Origin of the sequence: Spinactinospora alkalitolerans, assembly GCF_013408795.1 — a bacterium.
Classification (GTDB): domain Bacteria; phylum Actinomycetota; class Actinomycetes; order Streptosporangiales; family Streptosporangiaceae; genus Spinactinospora; species Spinactinospora alkalitolerans.
In genome coordinates this window covers 6308107-6329402 of the sequence record NZ_JACCCC010000001.1, presented here as the reverse complement: position 1 = coordinate 6329402, position 21296 = coordinate 6308107, and the positions used below count along the sequence as shown (strand labels likewise).

The 21296-nt window shown below is 68.4% G+C and carries 27 protein-coding genes; 6 read left to right on the top strand and 21 right to left on the bottom strand.

Annotated features, from left to right (window positions below; genetic code table 11):
* Positions 1-219: 219 nt before the first annotated feature.
* From HDA32_RS28400 to HDA32_RS28370, 7 genes are all read right to left on the bottom strand, one after another.
* Positions 220-768 (bottom strand): DUF6879 family protein, encoded by a 549-nt coding sequence (locus tag HDA32_RS28400; RefSeq protein ID WP_246334524.1) that lies wholly within the window; start codon positions 766-768, stop codon positions 220-222.
* A 50-nt stretch (positions 769-818) separates the two neighbouring features.
* The gene (locus tag HDA32_RS28395; protein WP_246334522.1) at positions 819-2831 is read right to left on the bottom strand and encodes an ATP-binding protein; all 2013 of its coding nucleotides are present in this window, start codon (positions 2829-2831) and stop codon (positions 819-821) included.
* Between the two features lie 146 nt (positions 2832-2977).
* Positions 2978-3562: a DUF6879 family protein gene (locus HDA32_RS28390; RefSeq protein ID WP_179646066.1), complete on the bottom strand. Its 585-nt coding sequence runs from the start codon at positions 3560-3562 to the stop codon at positions 2978-2980.
* Positions 3559-3855, bottom strand: a complete 297-nt coding sequence (locus tag HDA32_RS28385; RefSeq protein WP_312863365.1) for a hypothetical protein — start codon at positions 3853-3855, stop codon at positions 3559-3561. Before HDA32_RS28385 ends, HDA32_RS28390 begins: the two co-directional genes overlap by 4 nt.
* A gap of 12 nt (positions 3856-3867) precedes the next feature.
* On the bottom strand, positions 3868-4029 hold the full coding sequence (locus HDA32_RS28380; RefSeq protein WP_179646065.1) for a hypothetical protein: 162 nt from the start codon (positions 4027-4029) through the stop codon (positions 3868-3870).
* 216 nt (positions 4030-4245) lie between these two features.
* Positions 4246-4599, bottom strand: a complete 354-nt coding sequence (locus HDA32_RS28375; protein WP_179646064.1) for a hypothetical protein — start codon at positions 4597-4599, stop codon at positions 4246-4248.
* Entirely contained in the window at positions 4600-5073 is a 474-nt protein-coding gene (locus HDA32_RS28370; protein ID WP_179646063.1) for a hypothetical protein, read from the bottom strand.
* A 158-nt stretch (positions 5074-5231) separates the two neighbouring features.
* Here HDA32_RS28370 and HDA32_RS28365 point away from each other — a divergent pair, with 158 nt between their 5' ends.
* Together HDA32_RS28365 and HDA32_RS28360 are read left to right on the top strand one after the other, a co-directional pair.
* Positions 5232-6158, top strand: coding sequence for a DUF5753 domain-containing protein (locus HDA32_RS28365; protein WP_312863364.1), 927 nt, complete (start codon positions 5232-5234; stop codon positions 6156-6158).
* A 14-nt stretch (positions 6159-6172) separates the two neighbouring features.
* The gene (locus HDA32_RS28360; protein ID WP_179646061.1) at positions 6173-6367 is read left to right on the top strand and encodes a DUF397 domain-containing protein; all 195 of its coding nucleotides are present in this window, start codon (positions 6173-6175) and stop codon (positions 6365-6367) included.
* 172 nt (positions 6368-6539) lie between these two features.
* Here HDA32_RS28360 and HDA32_RS28355 read toward each other — a convergent pair whose 3' ends face one another.
* Positions 6540-6803, bottom strand: a complete 264-nt coding sequence (locus tag HDA32_RS28355; RefSeq protein WP_312863363.1) for a YetF domain-containing protein — start codon at positions 6801-6803, stop codon at positions 6540-6542.
* 118 nt (positions 6804-6921) lie between these two features.
* On the opposite strand from HDA32_RS28355, the gene HDA32_RS28350 reads away from it, so the two are divergent.
* From HDA32_RS28350 to HDA32_RS28335, 4 genes are all read left to right on the top strand, one after another.
* A complete protein-coding gene (locus tag HDA32_RS28350) occupies positions 6922-7125 on the top strand; it encodes a DUF397 domain-containing protein (RefSeq protein ID WP_179646060.1) in 204 nt (67 codons plus the stop codon).
* Positions 7126-7144: 19 nt separating this feature from the next.
* Positions 7145-8398, top strand: a complete 1254-nt coding sequence (locus HDA32_RS28345; RefSeq protein ID WP_179646059.1) for an FAD-binding protein — start codon at positions 7145-7147, stop codon at positions 8396-8398.
* A 132-nt stretch (positions 8399-8530) separates the two neighbouring features.
* Positions 8531-9079: a TetR/AcrR family transcriptional regulator gene (locus tag HDA32_RS28340; protein ID WP_246334520.1), complete on the top strand. Its 549-nt coding sequence runs from the start codon at positions 8531-8533 to the stop codon at positions 9077-9079.
* Positions 9076-9738: a pyridoxamine 5'-phosphate oxidase family protein gene (locus HDA32_RS28335; protein WP_179646057.1), complete on the top strand. Its 663-nt coding sequence runs from the start codon at positions 9076-9078 to the stop codon at positions 9736-9738. Before HDA32_RS28340 ends, HDA32_RS28335 begins: the two co-directional genes overlap by 4 nt.
* A 192-nt stretch (positions 9739-9930) precedes the next feature.
* Here the strand turns inward: HDA32_RS28335 and HDA32_RS28330 are convergent, their stop codons facing one another.
* The 13 genes from HDA32_RS28330 to HDA32_RS28270 form a co-directional block, all read right to left on the bottom strand.
* A complete protein-coding gene (locus HDA32_RS28330; protein WP_179646056.1) occupies positions 9931-10653 on the bottom strand; it encodes a thioesterase II family protein in 723 nt (240 codons plus the stop codon).
* A 109-nt stretch (positions 10654-10762) separates the two neighbouring features.
* On the bottom strand, positions 10763-11242 hold the full coding sequence (locus HDA32_RS28325) for a holo-ACP synthase (protein ID WP_179646055.1): 480 nt from the start codon (positions 11240-11242) through the stop codon (positions 10763-10765).
* A gap of 8 nt (positions 11243-11250) precedes the next feature.
* Positions 11251-12069: a hypothetical protein gene (locus HDA32_RS28320; RefSeq protein ID WP_179646054.1), complete on the bottom strand. Its 819-nt coding sequence runs from the start codon at positions 12067-12069 to the stop codon at positions 11251-11253.
* 1 nt (position 12070) lies between these two features.
* The gene (locus HDA32_RS28315; RefSeq protein ID WP_179646053.1) at positions 12071-12343 is read right to left on the bottom strand and encodes an acyl carrier protein; all 273 of its coding nucleotides are present in this window, start codon (positions 12341-12343) and stop codon (positions 12071-12073) included.
* On the bottom strand, positions 12340-13662 hold the full coding sequence (locus HDA32_RS28310) for a type III PLP-dependent enzyme domain-containing protein (protein WP_179646052.1): 1323 nt from the start codon (positions 13660-13662) through the stop codon (positions 12340-12342). Before HDA32_RS28310 ends, HDA32_RS28315 begins: the two co-directional genes overlap by 4 nt.
* Positions 13659-15023, bottom strand: coding sequence for a preATP grasp domain-containing protein (locus HDA32_RS28305; RefSeq protein ID WP_179646051.1), 1365 nt, complete (start codon positions 15021-15023; stop codon positions 13659-13661). The genes HDA32_RS28310 and HDA32_RS28305 overlap by 4 nt, the downstream gene beginning before the upstream one ends.
* Positions 15024-15027: 4 nt before the next feature.
* Positions 15028-15993: a 3-oxoacyl-[acyl-carrier-protein] synthase III C-terminal domain-containing protein gene (locus HDA32_RS28300; protein WP_179646050.1), complete on the bottom strand. Its 966-nt coding sequence runs from the start codon at positions 15991-15993 to the stop codon at positions 15028-15030.
* A complete protein-coding gene (locus tag HDA32_RS28295) occupies positions 15990-16844 on the bottom strand; it encodes a class I SAM-dependent methyltransferase (RefSeq protein WP_179646049.1) in 855 nt (284 codons plus the stop codon). The genes HDA32_RS28300 and HDA32_RS28295 overlap by 4 nt, the downstream gene beginning before the upstream one ends.
* Positions 16845-16871: 27 nt before the next feature.
* A complete protein-coding gene (locus HDA32_RS28290; RefSeq protein ID WP_179646048.1) occupies positions 16872-17129 on the bottom strand; it encodes an acyl carrier protein in 258 nt (85 codons plus the stop codon).
* 49 nt (positions 17130-17178) lie between these two features.
* Positions 17179-17598 (bottom strand): holo-ACP synthase, encoded by a 420-nt coding sequence (locus tag HDA32_RS28285; protein ID WP_179646047.1) that lies wholly within the window; start codon positions 17596-17598, stop codon positions 17179-17181.
* Positions 17598-18425: a class-II aminoacyl-tRNA synthetase family protein gene (locus tag HDA32_RS28280; RefSeq protein ID WP_179646046.1), complete on the bottom strand. Its 828-nt coding sequence runs from the start codon at positions 18423-18425 to the stop codon at positions 17598-17600. Before HDA32_RS28280 ends, HDA32_RS28285 begins: the two co-directional genes overlap by 1 nt.
* Positions 18422-19345, bottom strand: a complete 924-nt coding sequence (locus HDA32_RS28275; protein ID WP_312863361.1) for a diiron oxygenase — start codon at positions 19343-19345, stop codon at positions 18422-18424. Before HDA32_RS28275 ends, HDA32_RS28280 begins: the two co-directional genes overlap by 4 nt.
* A gap of 699 nt (positions 19346-20044) precedes the next feature.
* Positions 20045-21238 carry an MFS transporter gene (locus HDA32_RS28270; protein WP_246334517.1) on the bottom strand — a complete coding sequence of 398 codons (1194 nt, stop codon included), beginning with the start codon at positions 21236-21238 and terminating at the stop codon, positions 20045-20047.
* Positions 21239-21296: the final 58 nt, after the last annotated feature.

Genomic DNA, 21296 nt, shown 5'->3' with positions numbered 1-21296 from the left:
GCGCCTTCGGCGCTGCACGCACTGCGGCAGCCGCCCCGGGCGGATCCCGTTTCCTCCGGCGGTGATCTTGCTCCTGGAGTCATGTCGGACTTGAACATGACCCCGATCGTTTCTGAAAATCCGACAGATCGGGCGAGGGGGCCACCGTAAAAGCGGGCGTTGTGCGCGCCTGCCTGGAGTCGCCAGACGAGGTCGTGCAGCAGGTGATCGGACCGGGGGTCAATGGGCGGGGGTAAGACCGGCGGTTTGCAGGTACTCGTGCAGGGGGACGGCGGCGGCCTGGGCGGTGTGCCGCCACTCGGCGTGCTGCTTGACGCGGTCGGGGTCGGTGACGAGTTCGACGTCGATGAACTCGCCGTCCGGGGCGTAGCGGAGGAGCGCCGAGCGCTCGTCGTCGAACAGCCAGTAGTCCTCTCCGTCGGGCAGGTCCAGTGTGTCGGCGGAGGCGCGGGCGAGGACGCGCACGTCCTCTCCTGCTTCGACGCTGGCGGGGTAGGCGCAGGTGAGTTCGAATCTGAGGTAGTCGGTCAGTGGGTCGGGCACGATGTGGACGCGCCCGATGCCTCCCCCGTTTTCGCGGATGCCTCGGACGGTCCGCTGCCATGGCCGTCGCCAGCTCAGGTCCTGGGATCGGCCTGACTGGAAGCGGCGGTAGGGTTCGCGCTCGTTGTCGGCGATGTAGAAGTCGAGGGTCTCCAATCGGAACGCCGACGTGCGGAACAGTGACGGGAACCGGGCGGCGAACTCCGACGCGGGCATGGTGGGCATGGCACTCCCATAAGGCGGGTGGCGTGATTGGCGAGGTGGGATGGCCTTGATCAGGGCAGGCGTGCGATCAGTGCTTCGACGTCGTCGGCTCTGGGGTCGTCCACGGACGTGAGGATGTCCAGCGCCGCGCCGAGGTGGGTGCGCGCCCGGTCGGGATCGCCCATGGCCGCGTGGGCCTGCCCCATTCCGGTCAGCGCGACGGCTTCGCTGTCGCGGTCGTCGATGTCGCGGAAGACCGCGATCGCCGCCCGGTACTCCTCCAGCGCCTCGGCGTACCTGTGCGCCGAGTTCAGGACGGCGGCCGAGGAGCACCGTCCCCAGGCGACGCTCCAGGTGTCGGCGACCTCGGTGAAGATGCCGATCGCGGTGCGGCAGTAGGCGAGGCCGTCGTCGAACCGGCCGGCCGTCCGTTCGCATTCGGCGAGGCTCAGCAGGGCCATGCCCTCTCCGCGCCGCTCACCGGCGCGGCGGAACGCGTCGATGCCGCGCAGGATCAGCGCGCGGGCCCCGTCGCCGTCGATGTCACCACGCTCCAGGCGGATCGCCCCGAGCTGGCGCAGCGCGAACCCCTCGATCCAGCCGTCGCCCACGTCACGGCTGGCCGCGAGCGCCGCCTCGTAGTGCTCCAGGGCGGTGTCGGCGTTGCCGAGCAGCCACTCGGCGTCGGCGAGCCCGAGCAGGTTGCGCGCCTGGCCGTGCCGGTGGTCGAGCGCGCGGGCCGCGTCCAGGCCCCACTGGTTGAGCCGCCGCCACTCGTGCCAGTGCCGGTGCAGTTCGAAGAGGGGGCAAACGGTCGTGGGGAGCCGCCAGGCGAGGTCGTGCAGCCGGTGGTCGAGCGCGGCCCGCACCGAGCCGACGAGGTTGGCGCGCTCCTGCTCGAACCAGGTGAGGGCGGCGTCGGTGGTGTCGAAGGCGATCGGCTCCGTCCGCGCCCCGCCGTCGGGAACGCCGACGAGGCGGAAGTTGGGCGTCATCGCCCGCACAGCGTTGCGCGCGGTGGTCAGGTACCAGCGCACGAGGAGGCGCAGCACCTCGACGTCCTTGCCGGGGGGCTCGTCGGTGCGGAAGCGCTCGACCGCGTACAGCCGCAGCAGGTCGTGCAGCCGGTAGCGGTCGTGGCCGACCCGTTGCAGCAGGCTCGCCGCGGTGAGCCGGTCGAGGAGGGGGAGCGCCTCCCGCACGGACAGCCCCGCGGACGCGGCGCAGGCCGCAGCACCGAAGTCGGTCCCCGGGTGCAGGCCGAGGCATCGGAACAGCCGTGCCGCTTCGGCGGGCAGCGCGGCGTAGGAGGCGGAGAAGACCGCCCGGACGTCGCTGAGTTCGTCGTCGGCCGTGCCGAGCGCGTCCAGCCGCCGGTCCTCGGCGGCGAGATCGGCGACCATGTCGCCCAGCGACGCATCGGGCCGGTCGATCAGGCGCTCGGCCAGGATGCGCAGTGCCAGGGGGAGGCGGGCGCAGTGGGCGACGAGGTCCCGCGCCGCCTCGGGTTCGGCGTCGATGCGTCGTGCTCCGACGGTGCTCCTGAGGAGGGCGAGCGCCTCGTCCGTTGAGAGCGTGTCCAGGGTCATCCGTCGTGCCCCTTCTCGTGCCACGAGTCCGGAGAGTGTGCTGCGGCTGGTCACCAGCACCAGGCAACCGGGCGAGGCCGGAAGCAGCGGGCGGACCTGCTCGGCGGACACGGCGTCGTCGATCAGGATGAGCATGCGCCTGTGGTCGAGCCGTGACCGATACAGGGCCGCCCTGCCGTCGAGGTCCAGGGGGATGCCTCCGGGCGGGACGCCGAGCGCCTGCAGGAGCGAGCCGAGCGCCTCGGAGGTGTCCAGGCGGGGTCCGGGCCCGTGGCCGCGCAGGTTGACGTACAGGTCGCCGTCGGGATAGCGGGAACGGACGCGGTGCGCCCAGTGCAGCGCCAGCGCGGTCTTGCCGATCCCGGGGGCGCCGCCGATCGCGGAGACGACGACCGCCGTGTCGCCCTCACCGGTGCTCCCGCCCTCCGGCGAAGACAGCAGCCCATCGAGCCGGGCGATCTCGGCCCTGCGGTTGACGAATCCGGTGACCGCCATCGGAAGTTGCCGGGGCGGAGATCCGTCCACAGGGGTGGGGGCGGACGCCGTGATGTGCACGTCGCCATGGACGGCACCGGCTTGCACGACGGCGCCCGCACCTCCCCGGATTTCGTTGCGGGTACCGGCGTCGTCGGGGTTGTCTTTCATCGCCACCGTTCTTCAGCGGGACGCATGTCAGCGTCGAACCGGGTCTCGTACTCGGTGAACGGGATCGACAGGTGCATCGCGCGATCGCGCCAGAGGTTGGCCGCCACGATCTGCCCGGGGTCGTCGACCAGTTCAGGGGCGAGCAGCCCACCGTCGAGACCGTAGTTCATCTTCACCAGCCGGTGGGAGTCGAACAGCCAGTAGTCCAGACGCGGTATCCCGTCGGGCCAGTCGCCCTCCTTGACGGGGAGGATGCGGATGTCCTCACCGGCGGTGACACTGAGCCGGTATCCGCATGCACATTCGAAGCGAATGTAATCCGACAGGGGCTCGGTGACCACGTGCACCCGGCTGTACCGCCGTCCTTCGACGGTGCCCGCGCGGATTTCTTCCCCCCAATCGTGGACGTCAGCGGAGAACCCCTGGAACCCATCGGATATAAATTCCTCGAAGGGGCCTTTCTCGTCACTGACGGAGTAATTTTGGAGCGTCTCCAACCGGAAAGCGGTATAGCGGAAATCTGTGAAGAGGCACTCAAACTCGTCGCGGTCGAGATGCTTCCCTCCACGCGACTCGGTCAATGCTTCGAACCCTGCTTGTAGAGCTCCATCGCCCTGAGGGCGATCTCCGGGTCGATGCGCACGGCGGTCTCGCCAGAGAGGGGGCTCTGCAGTTCCTGTATCTCTGTGGCGTCCAGCTCAGGTCCCTGTACGACGAGTTCGCCGGTATCGGCCATGTAGACGGAGGGGCAATCCTTCAGCTGAGACTTACCGTCTTTCGCCAGTAACGTGAGTCTCATGATTCTCCTATTCATCTCACTATGGAGAACAGGGGAACTCACCGTAACACGCGCCGTCGCGACTCTCTGGTTCATGGCCTGATCCGGCTACTCAATTGCGTAGTTCCGTCTGATCTCCGCGACGCTCTCGTCATCGTCCTCCTGTGAGGCTTGGACCAGGCGTTTCAGATCGGCGGCGAACAATGCGTCGCGCAGCCTCTCTGCTGTCCGCTGGTTCTCGCCCTGATCCGGGCGCTCGTCGGCGGTCATGCAACAACCTCCTCACCGGAGAGAGCCGGAAAGAGTCGTCGGAGATTCGGTCTGCTTCCATCGACGGTAGCCATCGAACTCCCTTCTTGTCGTGCTTCTGTCGTGAGTCGGAGAGATTGTTTCGGGAGGGGAGGGGTGTCCGGCCCTTTTCTCCGGGCCCCCTGTGGGGCCGTGCCCCGGCGGGTGGGTGGGGAGGTTTGCCGGGGCGCGGCGGTCTCATGGGTGGATGAGCGGGGGGCGGGGGCGCTGCCCTGCTCGTGTGGTGCGGGTCGCCGGGGTCTTCGGGGGTGTCTGGCCGCAGTGTCCGCAGCGCTGTTGCCAGCTTTGGCCGTGGGCGTCGAGGTGGTGTCCGGTGTGGCCGGCGGGGCGTATGCACGGCAGGCGGCGCGGCTCGGCGCCGGGGCGGTGCTGGTTGCAGGCGTCGCCGAGCCATTGGGCGATCCGGCGCAGGATCGCCACGGAGGTGTCGCGGGCGCCGCCGAGCCGGTAGGCGCGGTCCTGGGTGCCTTTGACGATGTCGTCGGCCATGGTGCGCAGCAGGCGGGCCTCGTCAGGGGTGAGGTCGAGCATTCAGGTCACCCCGGCCGTGATCGGCCGCCCGCGGGCAGGGGCGGAGTCGGGGCGGCGGTCGAGGTAGGGGCGCGCGTAGGACGGCGGCGTGAACGCGGTCAGCGCGAAGTCGAGGGTGTCGGGGTCGCCGGCGGCCGGCACGATGCCGGTCCTGGTGCGGTGGTGGGCCTGGTACGGCGCGGCCTGGCCGGGGGCGTAGGCCAGGTGCCGGCGGTGCCGGTGGCGTGCGCCGACCTCGCCGAACCGGTCGGAGTCGGCCACCGCCACCGGCGCCGCGGCGTAGGAGCGCAGGCGCTCGGCCTGCCGGGGCCTCGGTTCGGGGACCGCGCTCTTACGGCTTGCCGGGGGAGCGGAGCGAGCCGGAGGAACCACGGGCCCCGGCGGGCGGGGAGTACGGGCGTGGCGCGGGGGCGGCTGGTTCGGGCGCCGCCGCGCCTCGAACAGGGACGCGTAGAGGGTCCGGATGAGTCGCATGGGCGAACTCCTCGGGAGTGGAGCCGGATGGGAGATCCGGCGGGAGCTGTTCAGGTAGCCCCATCGTGCCGCAGCGTGACTGAGATTGCAATATTCACTTCTGATTGATGGAATTATTCTGCACTAGTTATCTCTGTATAGACTGAATGATGCACTAAATGTCACAGAAATCAACCCGACGCGTAGAATCGCGCCACCGGACGTCACCCTCAGCGAGGAGTGCTCACGAGTTGGCTGCCAGTCCTACGCTCCGTCGACGCCGTCTTGCGCGACAGTTGCTGACGCTGCGTGCCAACAAGGGCTTCACGGTCGATGCCGTCGGCAAGGAAGCGAAGAAGCGAAGTCCTGGCCGTCCGTGGTCAGCGGCCAAAGTGACCCGTATCGAGAATCGGCAGCTTCAGCACCTGCGCGAGGCTGATCTGCTCACCCTGCTCGATATCTACGGGATCACTGACGAGGAAGAGCGCGCCGCTTACGTGAAGCTGGCAAAGGAGGCCAGCCAGGCCGGATGGTGGGTCGGCTACCGGGATGTGCTCGGCACCGGCGCCTATATCGACTTGGAGACCGAAGCGACAGAGCTGCGCACATACGAGGCTCTGTACATCCCGGGCCTGCTACAGACCCAGGAATACGCCAGGGCCATCGTTCGAGGTAGCGGCATCACTGATGAGCACCAGGTAAATCGGCGTGTGGAGGCGCGGATGATGCGCCGACAGATCTTGGAGCGTTCTGATGCACCGGTCTTCACCGCTCTGATCGATGAAGCTGCCGTCCGCAAGCTCCCACGTGAGGTAGCTCCCGCGCAGCTCCGGCACCTCATCGTTATGCAGCGCCCTGCCCTCCGGGTGCGTATCGTGCCAGATGCCTCAGGCCCGCATCCCGCAATGAACGGCTCGTTCGTCGTGATGGGGTTCCCGCACGATCCCTCGGTGGTCTACCTGGAGCAGTCAATGACCGGCCTGTTCCTTGAAGACCAGCGCGAAGTGGAGCACTACGAGAGGGTCTTCGCAGCGGTTGAGGATGCCGCGCTGTCCGTCGATGACTCGGTGGCATTCTTGGAAGAGAGCCTGACACGTTCCCAGTAGAAGAGCAGATCATCATGCCCGAGCAGTCCCACCTGGCGTTCCGCAAGAGTTCCTACAGCAGCGGAACGGGCCAGAACTGTGTTGAGGTCGCGGAGACGTCCGCCGGTACGGCCGTCCGCGACAGCCAGAGCCAGCATCTCGGCCATATCGAGTTCGGCACGGTTGAGTGGCGAGCGTTCATCGCTGATGTGAAGGCCGACAGACTGTAGCTGATACACGGCGAAAGCCCCCGGCAAGCGCCGGGGGCTTTCGCCGCTGTTACCTGAACAGTCCCACCGCGATCATAGCGGGCGCCGAGTCCGTCAGCCAGGCACCGCTTCCGGTCGTGCCGGGGCCGTTCCCGTCCGGGGCTCTGTCCGGCCTTGCCCGGGCGCCGGGGGCTTACTCCTGCTGCGCCGGGCTCTTCGGCAGGATGCTGATGCCCCCCGAACGCTCCAGGATGGCGTAGTCGATCTGGTCCATGCGCGACAGGCCCTGGCTCTTGCGCGCGGCGCTGAGGATGTCGCTCTCGTCGACGTGGGACTTGGCCATGTGCTGCCGGATCGGCGTGCCGCTCTCCACGAGCACCACCGGGACGCTCTGCGTCATCTTGGTCACCCAAGGGAACTTCCACTGCAGGTAGTCGAAGGTGCGGTCGATGGCCACCAGGCACCGCTTCCGGCCACATGGGGTCCGCGGTACAACCCCGCCCGTGTTCAAGGCCGTACGGCCCTGGCAGGATGAAAGCGCGTTCCCAAGGACGAACGACCGTGAAGGGGCCGAGATGACCGACCTGTCTCCGAACGACGACCTGCGGTTTCGCAAGTCGGGCTACAGCGGGTCAGTGACGCAGAACTGCGTCGAGGTCGCCGACACCCCCGTGGGCTCGGCCGTCCGGGACTCACAGAACCGGGGGCTCGGGCATCTCGCGTTCGACGCGGCCGAGTGGCGTGCGTTCCTCGATGACGTGAAGCACGGACGCCTGTAGGGCGGAGAAAGGAACACCGATGGCCGCACACGCGACGAACTGGGCGGGCAACGTCGAGTTCGCGGCGCGCAGCCTGCACAGCCCGGCGTCGATCGCCGAGCTCCGGGAGGTCGTCGCCGGGAACGACCGGGTGCGCGCGCTGGGCACCGGCCACTCGTTCAACCGGATCGCCGACACCACGGGCGCACTGGTCACCCTGGATCGGATGCCCGCCGTCGCCGAGGTCGACGCCGACCGCGCATCGGCCCGGGTCGGCGCCGGCGTGCGGCTCGACGCCCTCTGCGCGGCGCTGCGGCGGCACGGGCTGGCCCTGCCGAGCCTGCCGTCGACGCCGCACTTCACCCTTGCCGGGGCGTGCGCCACCGGCACCCACGGCTCGGGCGACTCCGTCGGCACGCTGGCCGCGGCCGTCAGCTCCATCGAGCTCGTCACCGCCGACGGCACGCCCGTCGTCCTCTCGCGCGGCTCCGAGGGGTTCGAGGGAGCCGTCACCTCGCTCGGCGCCCTCGGCGTCGCCACGGCCCTCACCCTCGACCTGTGCCCGGCGTTCGAGGTCGAGCAGCACGTCCACGAAGGGCTTGCCTGGTCCGCGCTCACCGAGCGCTTCGACGACGTCTTCGCCGCCGCCTACAGCGTCAGCGTCTTCACCGACTGGGCGGACAGGATCCGGACGTGGGTGAAGCGCCGCGTCGGCGACCCGCTGCCCGATCTCGCCTGGACCGGCGCCCGGCCCGCCGACGGCGCCCGCCACCCGATCGAGGGGATGCCCACCGCCAACACCACCGACCAGATGGGCGCGGCCGGGCCGTGGGACGAGCGGCTCCCGCACTTCCGCGCCGGGTTCCTGCCCAGCGCGGGCGCCGAGCTGCAGTCGGAGTACTTCGTCGCCCGCGCCGACGCCGCCCAGGCCGTGAAGGCGCTCAGGGAGATCGGGCCGGAGGTCTCGCCCGTGCTCCAGGTGTCGGAGATCCGCACCGTGGCCGCCGACTCCGACTGGCTCAGCCCCAGCCACGGCCGGGACAGCGTCGCCTTCCACTTCACCTGGATCGCCGACGCCGCCGCCGTCGCGCCCGTGCTGACGCGCATCGAGGAGGCACTTGCCCCCTTCGACGCCCGCCCCCACTGGGGCAAGCTCTCCACCACCGCCCCGGAGACGCTGCGCGCCTCCTACGAGCGCTGGGACGACTTCCGCCGGCTGCTGCGCCGGTTCGACCCGGCGGGCAAGTTCCGCAACCCCCTCATCGACCACTACTTCCCCGCAGCACCGGCGTAGCACCGCGCACTCGCGCGGGCACCCGCGGGTGCGGGCGCCGGCGGAGAACCGATTAAACGGTACCGGACGGTTCCGTTGTGGTCGCCGGGTTGTTAACCTGACGGTATGCCGACTCACGCTCGAGAGCGTCTGATGTCCGCCGCCGAAGACCTCTTCTACAGGGAGGGGATCCAGGCCGTCGGGGTGGACCGGCTGCTGTCCGTCTCCGGTGTGGGTCGGGCCTCCTTCTACCGCCACTTCGCCGGCAAGGAGGAGCTGGTGGTCGCGATCCTCAAGAGGTACGACACGCGCTGGCGCGCCTGGCTGGAGGAGGTCGTGACGGCACAGGGCGGGGACCCGCTCGCCGCCTTCGACGCGTTGGGCGAGCAGTTCGCCTCCCCGGACTTCCGCGGCTGCGCCTCCGTCAATGCGATGGTGGAGGCGGCCGACCCGGACTCCCCCGCGTTCCGGGTGGCGGCCGAGCACAAGCGGTCCGTGATCGCCTATCTGGACGGTCTGCTGGCCGAGGCGGGCCACGAGGACCACCAGAGGATCGCCGAGCGCTTCATGCTGCTCATTGACGGGGCCACAGTGACCGCGCTCCGCGAGCAGGGTTCGGCCGCGGCGCAGCACGCCAGGGCCATGGCGCAGAGCCTGCTTGATCGACCCCGCGAGGGAAGCAGAGGGGCGAAGGTCGGATGAGACGCTACGCTCAGGTCGCGTTCACGGAATCCGTGCGGCGGTTTCAGGAGGAGCAGGGGAGCCGCCGGGCAGGCGGGCGCCTGGCGGACGGGGGCGACGACGGCCCCGACGCGCTCGGCCCCGATGAGGCCGAGTTCATCACCGGCCGCGACGGCTTCTACATCGCGACCGTGGGCGAGACGGGCTGGCCCTACGTGCAGTTCCGAGGAGGGCCGTCCGGGTTCGTGCACGTCATCGACGAGCGCACGATCGCCTACGCGGATGTGCGCGGCAACCGCCAGTACATCAGCAACGGGAACATCAGCGCCAGCGACCGGACTGCGCTGTTCTTCATGGACTATCCGGCCCAAGCACGGCTCAAGGTCTTCGGCCACGCCTGTACGCAGGACCTGGACGCGGACCTCGAGCTGCGGCGACGTGTGGATTCCAGGCGCACCGACGGCCGCGTCGAGCGGGTCGTGATCGTCAGCGTCGAGGCCTACAGCTGGAACTGTACCCAGCACATCCCACGGCGGTTCACCGAGAGGGACCTGGCCCCCGTGGCCGAGAGGATGCAGGCCTTGAAGAGGGAGAACCGGGAACTGGAGCTCGAGGTCCGGGCGCTGCGGCGGAGGTTGGAGGGCATCGGGGACCGGGATCCGGGCCGGCCGGGATCCTGACCCCGGCCGGCCCGGCACGGTCGGCGCTCCGCCCGCCCGGGTGAGGACCGGTGCGGCGCACGCTCACCGCCGGTGGCGTGGAAGGCGCCCCGGCCTCCTCGCGGCGGCTCCCCGCGCCCCCGCCGATCCGGAGCCCGTCACCGCGGGACCGGCGGGAGGCCTGTCACCGTACCGCGCTACCTCCACGCATCCTCAGCGGACGGGGCGTGAGAGACCCGCCCTGACCTCGCTGATCACGGCGTCGGATGACGTGAGGAGGAAATCGTGGCCACCGGGGAACCGCACGACGTCCAAGTCCGACTCGGTGTGGTCCGCCCACCCCTGCGCGCCCTCACCGTCGACGTAGGGGTCCTCGTCGGACAGCAGGAAGGTGATGGGCGAGAGCACCCGTGTTCCGGTCGGGCACCGGTAGGTCGCGTTCGCATGGAAGTCGTGGCGGAGCACCGAAAGGATCGACTCCCGGTAGGCGGCGCGCTCCAGCAGCTTCCGCGGGACGGCGTCGGTCCTGCGCAGTTCGGCGACGATGTCGTCGTCGCTCTCGGGGGGCGGCAGCCCCAGCCCGGCCCCCGGGGCGCGCCTGCCGGAGACGAACAGCCGGACGGGGGCCGTGCCGTCGTCCTCCAGCCTGCGGGTCACCTCGAAAGCCACCGCCGCACCCATGCTGTGGCCGAGGACGGCCATCGGCCGATCGGTCCAGGGCCGCACCTCGTCCGCGATCCGTTCGGCGAGCACTGACACGTCGCGGACCGCCGGTTCGCTCCTCCGGTCCTGTCGGCCCGGGTACTGGACGGCAAGGAGTTCGACGCCGGGGGCGAGTCCGCCGGCCAATGCGGTGAACGCACCGGCGGACGCGCCCGCGTGCGGGCAGACCAGCACCCGGGACGCGGCCTGCGGCGACGGCTCAAGGGCACGCACCCAATCCTCCGTTCTCCGGACGTGCGGCCGTGTCATCGCCGCCCTCCTTCTCCGCGGCTCTGCCGGATCGGTTCCACGGCGCGGCGGGCCGCGCCGACGTGTGGTCTCATCAGGCTCTCCTCTGCTTCCATGTGTGTTCGTCCAGACGGCCGGTGATTCCGGTGGCGAGTGCCGCGGGGTCGGCACCGGGACGCGCCGTCGACCGTCCCGAGGCGCGCGCGGGTAGGCCGACGGCGACGGCGATGACCAGTCCGCGTTTGTGCGCGATGGAGACGGTGACCTCCGCGACCCCGACGGCCCGGGCGCGCTCGGCGGCGTGTCCGGTCAGCCGGACCTCCGGAGCGCCGGCCGTGTCGCGCAGCACCGACACCTGGTTGGGGACCACGCCGCCGGAGAAGCCGCAGCGCAGTACCTTCACCACGGCCTCCTTGCAGGCGAAGCGGCCGGTGAGGAACTCACGGGCGCGCTCCCGGCCCCACGCCCCGGCGGCGGCCAGTTCCTCCGCGGAGTAGGCGTACCGGCGAAACCACGGACGTTCGAACAGCCCGTCCAGCTCACCGACGCACAGCACATCGACCCCGACCCGCACGCGGCCGTTCAGTTCCGGGCCGGGGAGTCGAACACCGCGAGGTGGCTGCGCCCCGAGACGGGGTCGGTGTCGCACAGCACGATCCGGCGGTACCGCTCGGCCCAGGATCGCCACTCCTGGGCGAGGGCCAGCCAGACACCGGTGCAGTAGGTGTCCGAGCGGGCTCGATGGCACCCGGCCGCGTCGGCGACCCCCTCCGCACCGACTGAGGGGCCGACGACCAGCAGCGTGCCCTCCGGGTCGGCCGCGGCGATCCCGTACAGCCTCGACGCGGGCGAGTGGGGCGGGCCGACCGCCTCCACGCCGTTCAGGCCCGGCCCCTCGCCCGCACCGAATTCGAGCAGTACCCCGGAGTCGATGAGGCCGTCGGCCGGAACGCCCGGATGCGGTGTCGGCAGCGTGCTCTGTTCGAGAACCGCCACGACGGCCCTGTCACAGCGCCCGGCGCGCTGGAAGGCGCTGACCACGCGCAACGCGGTGAAGGGGGCCGAAATCCCTTGCTGGGAGATCCCGAAGCTGCTCGCCGTGCCACCGAGCAGCATGTTCAGGTAGGGGGCAACGGCCGTGAACGGATGCAGGTCGGGCAGCGCATGGGTGAGGACGATCAGCCCGGGGGCCCTCTCCCGGTCCTGCGGGCCGACGAGATGATCGACGAGATCACTATGGGCGACGCGGGTTCCGGCGCGAACGCCTTCCTCGTCGACGACTCCGCCGAAGGGCTCGACGAGATCGCGGTAGTACTCGAGCAGCGCGGTGTCGTCGGAGGGCGGCGCGCTCTCCGGGGAGACCACCGCTGAGGCGGACCGCAGTACGGGTGTCGTCCCCATTTCACACCTGCTCGGCGCCGGTGGGCGCCGCTTCCTGCGACTGCAGGTAGGTGGCGAGCGTTCCCACCGACGCGAAGTCGTTCATGTCCAGGTTCTCAGGGTCCACCTCGATCCCCGTGCCGTCCTCGATGGACATCAGCAGCTCCAGAACGGAGGTGGAGTCCAGGTGCAGCTCGTCGAACAGGCGGGTCTCCTCGGTCGTGCCCTCCACCTCTCTTTCGAGGACCGAGCTCAATGCGGCCGTGATGGCGGTGATGATCTCCTGGCGGCTCATTTGCGAAGCTCCTGTTCCCGGTACTCGTACGTCTGCTCGGGGTCGGCGGTGAAATCGATCAGTCTCTGCTTGACGAGCAGGTCGGTGCTGCGGTCGCGGGTGCGCACCAGGTGCGGAACCCCGTTGTGCACCAGGACCTCGCTCGGGTAGCCGTGGCTCAGGAACAATCCTGGGGAGGCGGTGGGGCCGTAGGCGCCCGACCTCTCGACACCGAGCAGGTCCCCGGGCTCCACGGCGGGTAGGAGGACCCGTCTGCCCAGCACGTCGTTGGGCGTGCACAGCGGTCCGGTGACGGTGTACTCCCGGCTTCCGCCGTCCCGGCCGCGGCTGAGCGACCGCATCGGAAAGTTGCGTTTGACGAAGCTGCCCACTCCGACCGCCGCCATGTGGTGGTTGGTCCCTCCGTCGGTCACCACGAAGTGCTCGCCCATGGACTGCTTCACATAGAGCGCGCTGACCATGTAGGTGCCGCACAGGGCGGTCAGGTAGCGGCCGAGCTCGGTGATGAGCCGGCACCCGGGGTGGTCCCTGAGAAAGGACCGCACGACATCGTTGATCCCCGCCACGAGGAGGTCGATGTCGAGGTCCTTCTCATTGTCGAAGTAGGCGATGCCGAACCCGCCCCCGAAGTCCACGGTCTCCAGGGAGGTCCCCGTCTCCACCGCGAGCTCCGAGACGATCCTGAGGATCTGCTCGGTGTTGTGCACGAGATCCTCGTGCTTGAGGAAGCGCGTCCCCATGTAGACGTGGAACCCCAGCACCCGTACCCGGCGCAGTCCGGCCAGCATGCCCGAAGCGCCGCGCAGGACCTCCACGTCAGTGCCGAACTGCCTGGGTTTACCGCCCATCGCCAGTCCCGAGCCCTTGGTGTGGAAGTCCGGGTTGATCCTGAGCAGGACGGGCACGTCGTCGACGCCGGCCTCCCGGGCGATCCGCTCGAGGACGAGGAGCTCCTCAAGGGACTCGCACACCGTGGCGTGGAGGTCGCCGGAGACGCATGCCTCGAGTTCCCGGCGGGTCTTTCCCGGGCCGAGGAAGATGGTCCGCTCGGGAGGGATGCCCGCCCACTGCGCGGTGTTGAGTTCCGTCAGCGAGGAGACTTCCGCCCCCGCTCCGAGGGACCCCAGGTAGGAGCAGACGCTGACGTTCGGGTTGGCCTTCAGCGACAGAAGTACGTCGACGGCCGGATGCAGGCGTTCGCGCAGGCCCGCGTAGCTCGCTTTCAGTACCTCCGAGTCGTAGACGAAGAGAGGGGTGCCGAACTCTCGGGCGAGTTCGGAGGCGGAGACGCCCTGAACCCGCCACTCGCCGTCGCTCATACCGATGCCTCCTTGGTCGTGAGGCGGCCGAGCCGGTCGGCGACCCGGCCGTCGAGTTCCCGGAGCCGGGCGTCGTCCGGAGCGATCAGCACCGTGTACAGGCGCCCCTCCCGGGTGCCGGCGCGTTCGATTTCCGCGCGGGCCGCGTTGAGGGTCCCGAAGCACGTGACCACCAGCCCGCTGCCACCGGTCGGCGGCGCCGCCAGGTCCCCGAGTTCGTGGAGGACCTCCTCGAATCCGACGGTGCGTCGGAGCCGCAGTGTGTAGTGCTTGGCCAGCGCCACCGCGGGCGGGCGGTGGAACCTTTCCAGGACCCGTCCCTGGTAGCTCGACATGTTCAACCGGGCGTTGATCTCCAGGACCGGGTAGAGGAGGCCGTCGTCGCTCAGCAGCGCGTCCACGCCGACGATCCCGAAGAAGCCGTCGGCGAAGAGCCGGTTGCCCAGATGCTCGGCGACGGTGCCGATCTCCTCGATGTGGCCGCAACTCAGCCCGGCCGGGATCACATGCCCTTGGTGGACGCCCCCGGAGGTCAGCGCCCTCTTGACGAAGTCGAGCCGGACCCGGCCCGTGCGGTCGACGGTGAACTGGTAGTTGAGGTCGAAGCGCTTGTCCAGGAACTCCTCGACGACGACATGGATACTCGGGTCGCCCGTGCGCTGCGCTCGGCGTTCGACCATGCGCAGCAGGCCTTCGGCCCGCCGCGGCGAGTCGAGGACGAGGAGGCCCTTGCCGGACATCCCGTAGGCGTCCTTGACGATCAGGGGGGATTCCGGCGTCGGGAGCGGCCGCAGTGCGTTCCGGAGCTCTTCCACGGTTTCGCAGGTGTGGCCGGGGATGCCGCGGAGACCGAGCTCCTCGACCAGTCTTCGGCTGTATATCTTGCTGTTGACCCGCTGAGCCGTGTCCGCGTCGGGAGCGGCCAGCTTCAGTCCGGTCGCCGTGGTGATCTCCTCCTCGTTCCGGGAGACCCCCATAGGCATGAGGTAGGCGCCCCGGTCGGCGAGCGCGCGCAGTCGGTTGATCGCCGCCGGCGACGAGAGCACGGCCCTGGCGGTGTCGGCGCCGTCGACGACGATCTCGCCGGGTGGAGGGGACACCGTCCTGCCGAGGTAGGCCCGGTAACCGGGATCGAGGGCCGACCCCAGCAGCAGGTGATCTCCGGGGGCGGCCAGAAGTGCTCCAAACTCCTCCATGCGCTGAACGATCGATGCGGTGGCCGATGCCTGTGCGGACGGGAGGCCTGGAAACCCCCGCGCCCACTCGTGCTCCACTTCGAAGTTGCACAGCCATACGAACTCGGCGTCGCGGTCGCCGACCAGGGCTTCCTTCACGGCTTCGGTGTAAGAGGCGTCTGCCATGCGATCACTTCCCGGAATGGGTGAGCACCATGGCGCCGAAGGTGGCGCCGAGGCCGACGGATGCGAGAACGTAGTTGCGGCCCTCGACAAGGCGCCCTTCGTCGCGCAGGGTGGTGTAGTTGACGAAGACGTCCGACGAGTAGCAGTGGCTGAGCCTGGGAACGTTGTCCAGGAACACCAGCTCCGGATCGATCTTCAGCTCCTTGATCACCTGGCGCCAGGAGATCAGGTTGACGTTGTGCGGAATGATCCGGTCGATGTCGGAGAGGCCGAGGCCGGCCTCGGCCACGGCCTGCCTGATCACGTCGGCGAATTCGGGGGCGTAGACCTGGCCGAAGCGCTGGATCTCCTCGCTGCCCATCTCCAGCCCGGCGGCGAACTCGCCATGGGTCCGGTCAACGTAGGAGACCACCGCGTCACCCGGCCCGTCGAGGGTGATCAGGCAGGCCGCCGCCGCCTCAGCCATGATCGCGCTGTGCGGAATCAACTGAATCCGCGGTGAGTAGGCGCGCTCTCCGGTCACCATGAGGGCGTAACCGGGGCGTGAGCGACTCCCGGTACCGATGTCGGCGCGCATGAGCTCGGCCACGACATCGATCGCGCCCATGCTGCTCACACATGCCTGCTGGTTGAGTGCGAACGCCTCGGCGCCCCGCAGGCCGAGCTCGTCGCGGATCACCTGGGCGGCGTCGGTATCGGGCGGGGCGACGGTCTGCATGGTGTGCGCGAACACGACGTAGTCGATCCGTCGGCCCTCCGGGAGCGCGGCGAGCGCTTGGCGGGCCGCGGGCATGACCAGGTCGAACAGGTCCATGTCCGGGTCGAAACGCAGTTCGCCGAGGCCGTAGATCTTACGGAACACCCCGATCTCTGTCGTGCGCAGGCCCAGCCGTTCGGCCAGGTCGCCGATGTCCACGCGCCGCTCGGGCAGGAAGGACTCGACGCGTTCCAGGGTCGCGGTCCCCGTCATGGGCGGACCTCCTGTTGGGGGGAGGAGATTTCGGTCAGGGCCGCGTTGATCAGCCAGTTCCGCGGCGCGTTCGCGATCCCCCGCGGAGGCGGCGGGTAGGGCCATCGGTCCTCGCCGGCCCCCGGCTCTCCTGGCTGCTTGAGGTCGTGTACGGCCCAGCCGCAGCCGGAGAGGAAGCCAACCGGGTCGTCGGTTCCGAACAGCCAGGGCGTGTCCGCCTCGCGCAGGGCCCGCAGAAAGGGCTGGGTCATCGGATGGGCGAGCAGCGACGCACTGGTCATGTCGACGGCAAGTTCGCTTCCGGGGGCGGACTCCTTGGCCAGGGCCGAGAGCAGATCCGCCGCCTGTTCCTCGGTCAGGAAGAACAGCAGTCCTTCGGCGACCCAGAGGGTGGGGCGTGCCGCGTCGAATCCGACGTCCGCGAGCATCGGGCGCCACTCTTCGGCGAGGTCGGCTCCTACGTGTACGGTGCGCACCCTCGGCCGCGCCGACAGGCCGCTCAGCCGGTCGTGCTTCTCCGCGAGTAGCGCGGCGTGGTCCACTTCGTAGACGGTCGTGCGGTCCGGCCAGGCCAGCCGATAAGGGCGGGTGTCCATCCCGCTGGCCACCATGACGACCTGGTCGATCCAGCCCTCCGCCATCACCCGCCCCACCGAGTCGTCCATGTACCGGGTGCGCACGGCGATGAAATCGGCCACCGCCGCACCCCGGTACTTGTTCAGCAGTTCGAATCCGCGGGGAGCGGCGAGTGTTCTCGCGTATTCGTCCCGGAAGAGCCGGTCGCCGGTCCGTTCGCTTTCGACCGCCCGCGCTGCCGCGGTCCACTGGGCGGTGTATGAGATCTCTTTCATGGAATGCGATCTCCTCTTCCGGCGCGCCTAAGAGCGGCGCGAGTCGGTGAAGTAGGCCTTTTCGATGCTGCCGAGGGTCCGCAGGTCATCGAGGTTGAGGTCGTCCATCGGGATCTCCTTTCCGCTTGCCTGCTCGATGGTGAAGATGAACTCGACGAACGACAGCGAGTCGACCAGGCGGTTCTCGACCAGGTCCTCGCTGTTGTCCAGGCTCTCGCGCTCCGGATTCCGGGCCAGAATCCAATTCCTGACGTCGTCGATCTGGTCGGCAGTGGACTGGGACATGTGATCCCTCTTTCTTGACAGGATGGGCTTGTCCGTTCCATCCGGGCGGTCAATCCGCCGTGGGAGGAGACGGCTCGTACACCGGGTCCGCTATTTCGCATACGGCTGCGGCGACGGCGTAGTCCCCGTCATGCGAGATGCTCACCGATATGTCGGATTGGATTCCTGATGCCTGCGCGAGGGAAAGCGCCTCTCCTTCGAGAGCGACCTTCGGCCACGTTCCGCTCTTGGCCGAGACCCCGATCGACAGCCAGGGAAGAGGCACGCCGTCTTCGCGGAGCAGTTTGAAGACCGCCTCTTTCGCCGCGATACGGCCGGCCAGTGCCGGTACGTCGAGCCGCCCCCCGCGCCTGCAGTTCGAGATCTCGTCCGGCCGCAGCATCCGTTCGAGTACCTCTCGCCGTTCGGCGGCGAGCAGGGGGCGGATCCGGGCCAGCGGTACGAGATCGACGCCGATCCGCTGGGACATCAATCCGATCCGGTGTTCAAGGCGGCCGAACGTGCCACCTCGGCCGCCTTGGCGGCCGTACCGTACCGGTCGACGAGCACGCTCACCCACCGCTCGAGCCCGAAGGCGACGCAGCTCGTGAAGGCGTGCGACGAACCGTTCTCCACGGTGATGCCGCACCTCTCACCGAAGAAGTTCCGGTGCGTGTTGACGGACGCGATCGCCAGGCCGTCGACCGTGAACTCGCGCTTCACCTCCTGCAGTCTCTGCAGAAGCGCCCGCCCGCCCTCACGATCGAAGAAGGGGTCTGTCGCGGCCTCGGAGGTGAAATCCAGGTCCAGTTCCCCGAGGAACGCCTCGATTCTCGCCTTGAAATCCTCGATGACGTTCCGGGTGTGCTCATACGTCCCCAGGGCCACGATTTCCCGCATCCTGAAGCTGAGCAGTCGGCGCAACCCGTCGAAATACTCTTCGTTTCTGAAGCAGTGGTTGGCGAGAGTGACGAGGGCGGAGGAGGGAACCCGCATTCCCTCGAAGAAGAGATAGGCGCCGAAGCACGTGGCGGTGGGGAGGCCGAGATGGGCGTCGGCGAGCTTGCCGGGGTGGAATCTGTGGGCATCGGGCCGTGATTCGTCGGCCGGTCTCAAGGGGCCGGCGACGAGCGCCAAGTGCGGGAAGTTGTCGTAGACGTCGAATTTCTCCAGCTGTGCGACTCGGTAGACGGGAGGCGGAGATATCTTCTTCGCCCCTGCTTTCAGTGCCCACTCGGTGAAAACCGAGTCCAGGGTGTCGAGCAGCTCCGTGTGGTCGGAGTCCAGGATCGCCAGACCGTCGGATACCTTGTTCATCGTCGTTCGGCTCCCTTCCCCGACTGCTCCCCGGAGGAGTCCGAGAGGTCGCGGTCGGTCAACATTCCGGTCTTGGTGAGGAAGGAGAGCGTCTTACGGAACACCTGCTGCTCGAACTCCTTGCGCCTGGGACTCTCAAGAAGCCGCCTGCGGACGTCCAGTGGACTGTCGATGCCCGCGTCCCTGTAGACGTGCGGGTTGTACAGCGACTCGAAGCTGAAGGTGATGTAGCGCTTCAGGTAGTCGCTCACCTGGCCGATCTCGGCTTCGGTCGCCTGCTTCTGGAAGTCCTCGAAAAGGACCCGGACCAGTTCCCGCCCGAACGCGATGTGCCGGGATTCGTCCTGGTGGTGAATTCGGTTGACTTGCCGGATCGTTTCGTGCAGGTTCGTGTCCAGAGCCATTTTCGAATTGAAATGGTCAACGAGTTCCTCGAAGATGAGGATGCGAGCGAAGACGAGAAGACTCTCAGCGTTGCTCGGGGGAATGGTTTCGGCGCCGCCGCGCGGCTGAGCATAGATTTTCCCGCCGTAGCGCAGGCAGAACTCGGCGAAGAACCACATGTGCTCATTCTCTTCGCCGATGAAGTGGTGGAAGAATTCGGAGGGGGTCGCGAATTCCGTCGTGTGGATCCTCTTGGTGACCTCGATCAGGAGTTCTCGGATCCCGTGGACATTGAGGCTGTAGAAATTGATGCTCTCGTATCGGGAAAGCGCGTGGAGCTGCTCCCGCGAGAGGCCGTCCGCGATCTCACTTCCATGTGTGGTGGTCAGCTCCGGGGTCATCCACCACATTCCTGCAGGAAGTTCGTCCGGCCATTCGAATACCCGGTACGGGTTGTAGTAGTCCTCGACCGACTTCGAATTGAGTCTGTCGATGATCTCCTTGAAACGAGGGTTCTCGTCGATCAGGGTGCTCACCACAGCAGAAATACCTCCGAGCTGGGAAAGTGAAACGCCGGTTTCAGTCCACGGCTGCCGGAGATTCCGTGCCCGCTCCGGAGCTGTTCGCTCCCTCGGGCAGCGGTCGCGGAGTCCCGGTCAATTCCGGAACCAGTTATATCCGAAATGACTGAGGCCGGACAGGGGGGTGCTGTGGCAATTTACTACCCTGTGTAATCAATGGTCGCCGGCGCCTCCGTTCTTCTATCCGAGACTTCGGAGGGTTTCCAGTAGAGCGGTTATCGGTTGTATCGGCGCTGATTTTTGGACGGAAAGAGGCGGCCGATATCGAGCGCGCCGAGTGATGGCCGGTCCGAATGAGGACAAGTAATTGACAAAAAGCTGCGCCCGTGCTGCCAAATGTTTTGCCGATTGATAGGCCTGTCTTCAATCCGAGGGCGGGAGGATGTTCCGTTTGTTTTCCGACTCGAATGCATGTCTTCGTGTCGCCGAGCGCCCGCCCGGAGGTTGCGGGGTACTCCGAGCAAAAAACGGTACGTGAAAGAAGTGCTCTCCTGATTCATGCGCGGGCGCCTTCGGTCGGACACGCGAAAAGGCCCTTCGATCTGTGGAGATCGAAGGGCCTTTACGGCACCGGTTACCTCTGGGGGCTGCGGCTTCCCGCGGGGCCGGGAAGGACGGCTTCCGCGGCCCCGCCGTCCGGGAGAGAGCGGCGGGTCAGGTGCTCAGGCCGGCCGCGGACTCCTTGCCGGACTCCCCTTTCTCCGGTTCCGCGGTCGTCGAACCGCGAGCCGACAGCCGGTGTGCCAGTTCGGACAGCAGGAGGGCGAGCAGCGCCAGACCGCCGGCCAGGAGTGTCAGCATGCCCGCGCCGACGAGGCTGATCCCCGCTGCCCCAAGCACGCCGGACATCGTGATGCCCAGGTAAAGGATGGCGGCGTTGAGCGAGATCAGAACGGATGCCGACTCCGGCTTCAGCGTGATGAGGCGGTGCTGTTGCGGTGTGGTGATGGCGAAGGCGGCGAAGCCGTAGAGGAAGACCATGACCAGGGCGGCGGGGTAGAGCGAGGTCGCCAGCGGAATGATGAACAGGCTGGCGGCCAGCCAGACGAGCGCGCCCGCGACCACGGGACGGCTGCCGATGCGGTCGGCCAGTGATCCGGCAACGTAGTTGGCGAGCGTGCCGACGACTCCGACGATGGACATGAGGACGGCCAGCCGCACGCTGCTGCCCCCGGTGGCGGGCGCGAACACGACCGAGATGTAGGTGTAGGGGATGTAGACCGCGGTGAATGCCACCAGGGTCGTCGCCAGGACGGTGACCACTCTGCGGTCGGCCAGGGGGGCGATCCGTTCGCGCAGCCTCTCGGGGGCCGGAGCGTCCACCTTCTTCGGAACCACCGAGACGATCCCGAGCATGGCGATCAGGGCCAGGGCGGCGACGAAGAACATCGCGGCCCGCCAGCCGAGCAGTCCGCCCAGCACGGTGCCGATCGGCGCTCCGAGCGCTGTCGCCGCCGTCAACCCCGTGGTCACGATGGCGATGGCCCTTCCGCGCCGTTCCGGCTGGACCAGTGCCGAGGCGGTGACCGAGGCGATGGGGACGAAGAGGCCGGCTCCCGCCGCCGCCACCATCTGGGTGACGAGGAGGACGGGGAAGGACGGCGAGAGCGCGGTCCCGACGTTCCCCGCGAAGTAGACCGCAGCCGCGATGAGCAGGACCTGGCGACGGGGACGGCCCGCGGTGGAGGTGGCCAGCACGGGGGCCAGAACCGCGCAGGTCAGCGCGAACACGGTGACGACCTGCCCCGCGGTGGGGATCGTGACGTCGAGCGACTCCGCCAACTGGGGCAGGAGGCCGGCGAGGACGAATTCGCACGTGCCGATCGCGAAGGTCCCGAACGCCAGCATAGGGACGCTCCACGGCGACGGCCGGTCGGCCGCCGCCGGACTCGGCGAGGATCGGTCC

Coding starts and splice junctions, on each gene's coding strand:
- HDA32_RS28400 (WP_246334524.1), bottom strand. CDS start 768: ATGCCCACCATGCCCGCGTCGGAGTTCGCCGCCCGGTTCCCGTCACTG.
- HDA32_RS28395 (WP_246334522.1), bottom strand. CDS start 2,831: ATGGCGGTCACCGGATTCGTCAACCGCAGGGCCGAGATCGCCCGGCTC.
- HDA32_RS28385 (WP_312863365.1), bottom strand. CDS start 3,855: ATGAACCAGAGAGTCGCGACGGCGCGTGTTACGGTGAGTTCCCCTGTT.
- HDA32_RS28380 (WP_179646065.1), bottom strand. CDS start 4,029: ATGACCGCCGACGAGCGCCCGGATCAGGGCGAGAACCAGCGGACAGCA.
- HDA32_RS28375 (WP_179646064.1), bottom strand. CDS start 4,599: ATGCTCGACCTCACCCCTGACGAGGCCCGCCTGCTGCGCACCATGGCC.
- HDA32_RS28370 (WP_179646063.1), bottom strand. CDS start 5,073: ATGCGACTCATCCGGACCCTCTACGCGTCCCTGTTCGAGGCGCGGCGG.
- HDA32_RS28365 (WP_312863364.1), top strand. CDS start 5,232: ATGTCACAGAAATCAACCCGACGCGTAGAATCGCGCCACCGGACGTCA.
- HDA32_RS28360 (WP_179646061.1), top strand. CDS start 6,173: ATGCCCGAGCAGTCCCACCTGGCGTTCCGCAAGAGTTCCTACAGCAGC.
- HDA32_RS28350 (WP_179646060.1), top strand. CDS start 6,922: ATGACCGACCTGTCTCCGAACGACGACCTGCGGTTTCGCAAGTCGGGC.
- HDA32_RS28345 (WP_179646059.1), top strand. CDS start 7,145: ATGGCCGCACACGCGACGAACTGGGCGGGCAACGTCGAGTTCGCGGCG.
- HDA32_RS28340 (WP_246334520.1), top strand. CDS start 8,531: ATGTCCGCCGCCGAAGACCTCTTCTACAGGGAGGGGATCCAGGCCGTC.
- HDA32_RS28335 (WP_179646057.1), top strand. CDS start 9,076: ATGAGACGCTACGCTCAGGTCGCGTTCACGGAATCCGTGCGGCGGTTT.
- HDA32_RS28320 (WP_179646054.1), bottom strand. CDS start 12,069: ATGGGGACGACACCCGTACTGCGGTCCGCCTCAGCGGTGGTCTCCCCG.
- HDA32_RS28315 (WP_179646053.1), bottom strand. CDS start 12,343: ATGAGCCGCCAGGAGATCATCACCGCCATCACGGCCGCATTGAGCTCG.
- HDA32_RS28310 (WP_179646052.1), bottom strand. CDS start 13,662: ATGAGCGACGGCGAGTGGCGGGTTCAGGGCGTCTCCGCCTCCGAACTC.
- HDA32_RS28305 (WP_179646051.1), bottom strand. CDS start 15,023: ATGGCAGACGCCTCTTACACCGAAGCCGTGAAGGAAGCCCTGGTCGGC.
- HDA32_RS28300 (WP_179646050.1), bottom strand. CDS start 15,993: ATGACGGGGACCGCGACCCTGGAACGCGTCGAGTCCTTCCTGCCCGAG.
- HDA32_RS28295 (WP_179646049.1), bottom strand. CDS start 16,844: ATGAAAGAGATCTCATACACCGCCCAGTGGACCGCGGCAGCGCGGGCG.
- HDA32_RS28290 (WP_179646048.1), bottom strand. CDS start 17,129: ATGTCCCAGTCCACTGCCGACCAGATCGACGACGTCAGGAATTGGATT.
- HDA32_RS28285 (WP_179646047.1), bottom strand. CDS start 17,598: ATGTCCCAGCGGATCGGCGTCGATCTCGTACCGCTGGCCCGGATCCGC.
- HDA32_RS28280 (WP_179646046.1), bottom strand. CDS start 18,425: ATGAACAAGGTATCCGACGGTCTGGCGATCCTGGACTCCGACCACACG.
- HDA32_RS28270 (WP_246334517.1), bottom strand. CDS start 21,238: ATGCTGGCGTTCGGGACCTTCGCGATCGGCACGTGCGAATTCGTCCTC.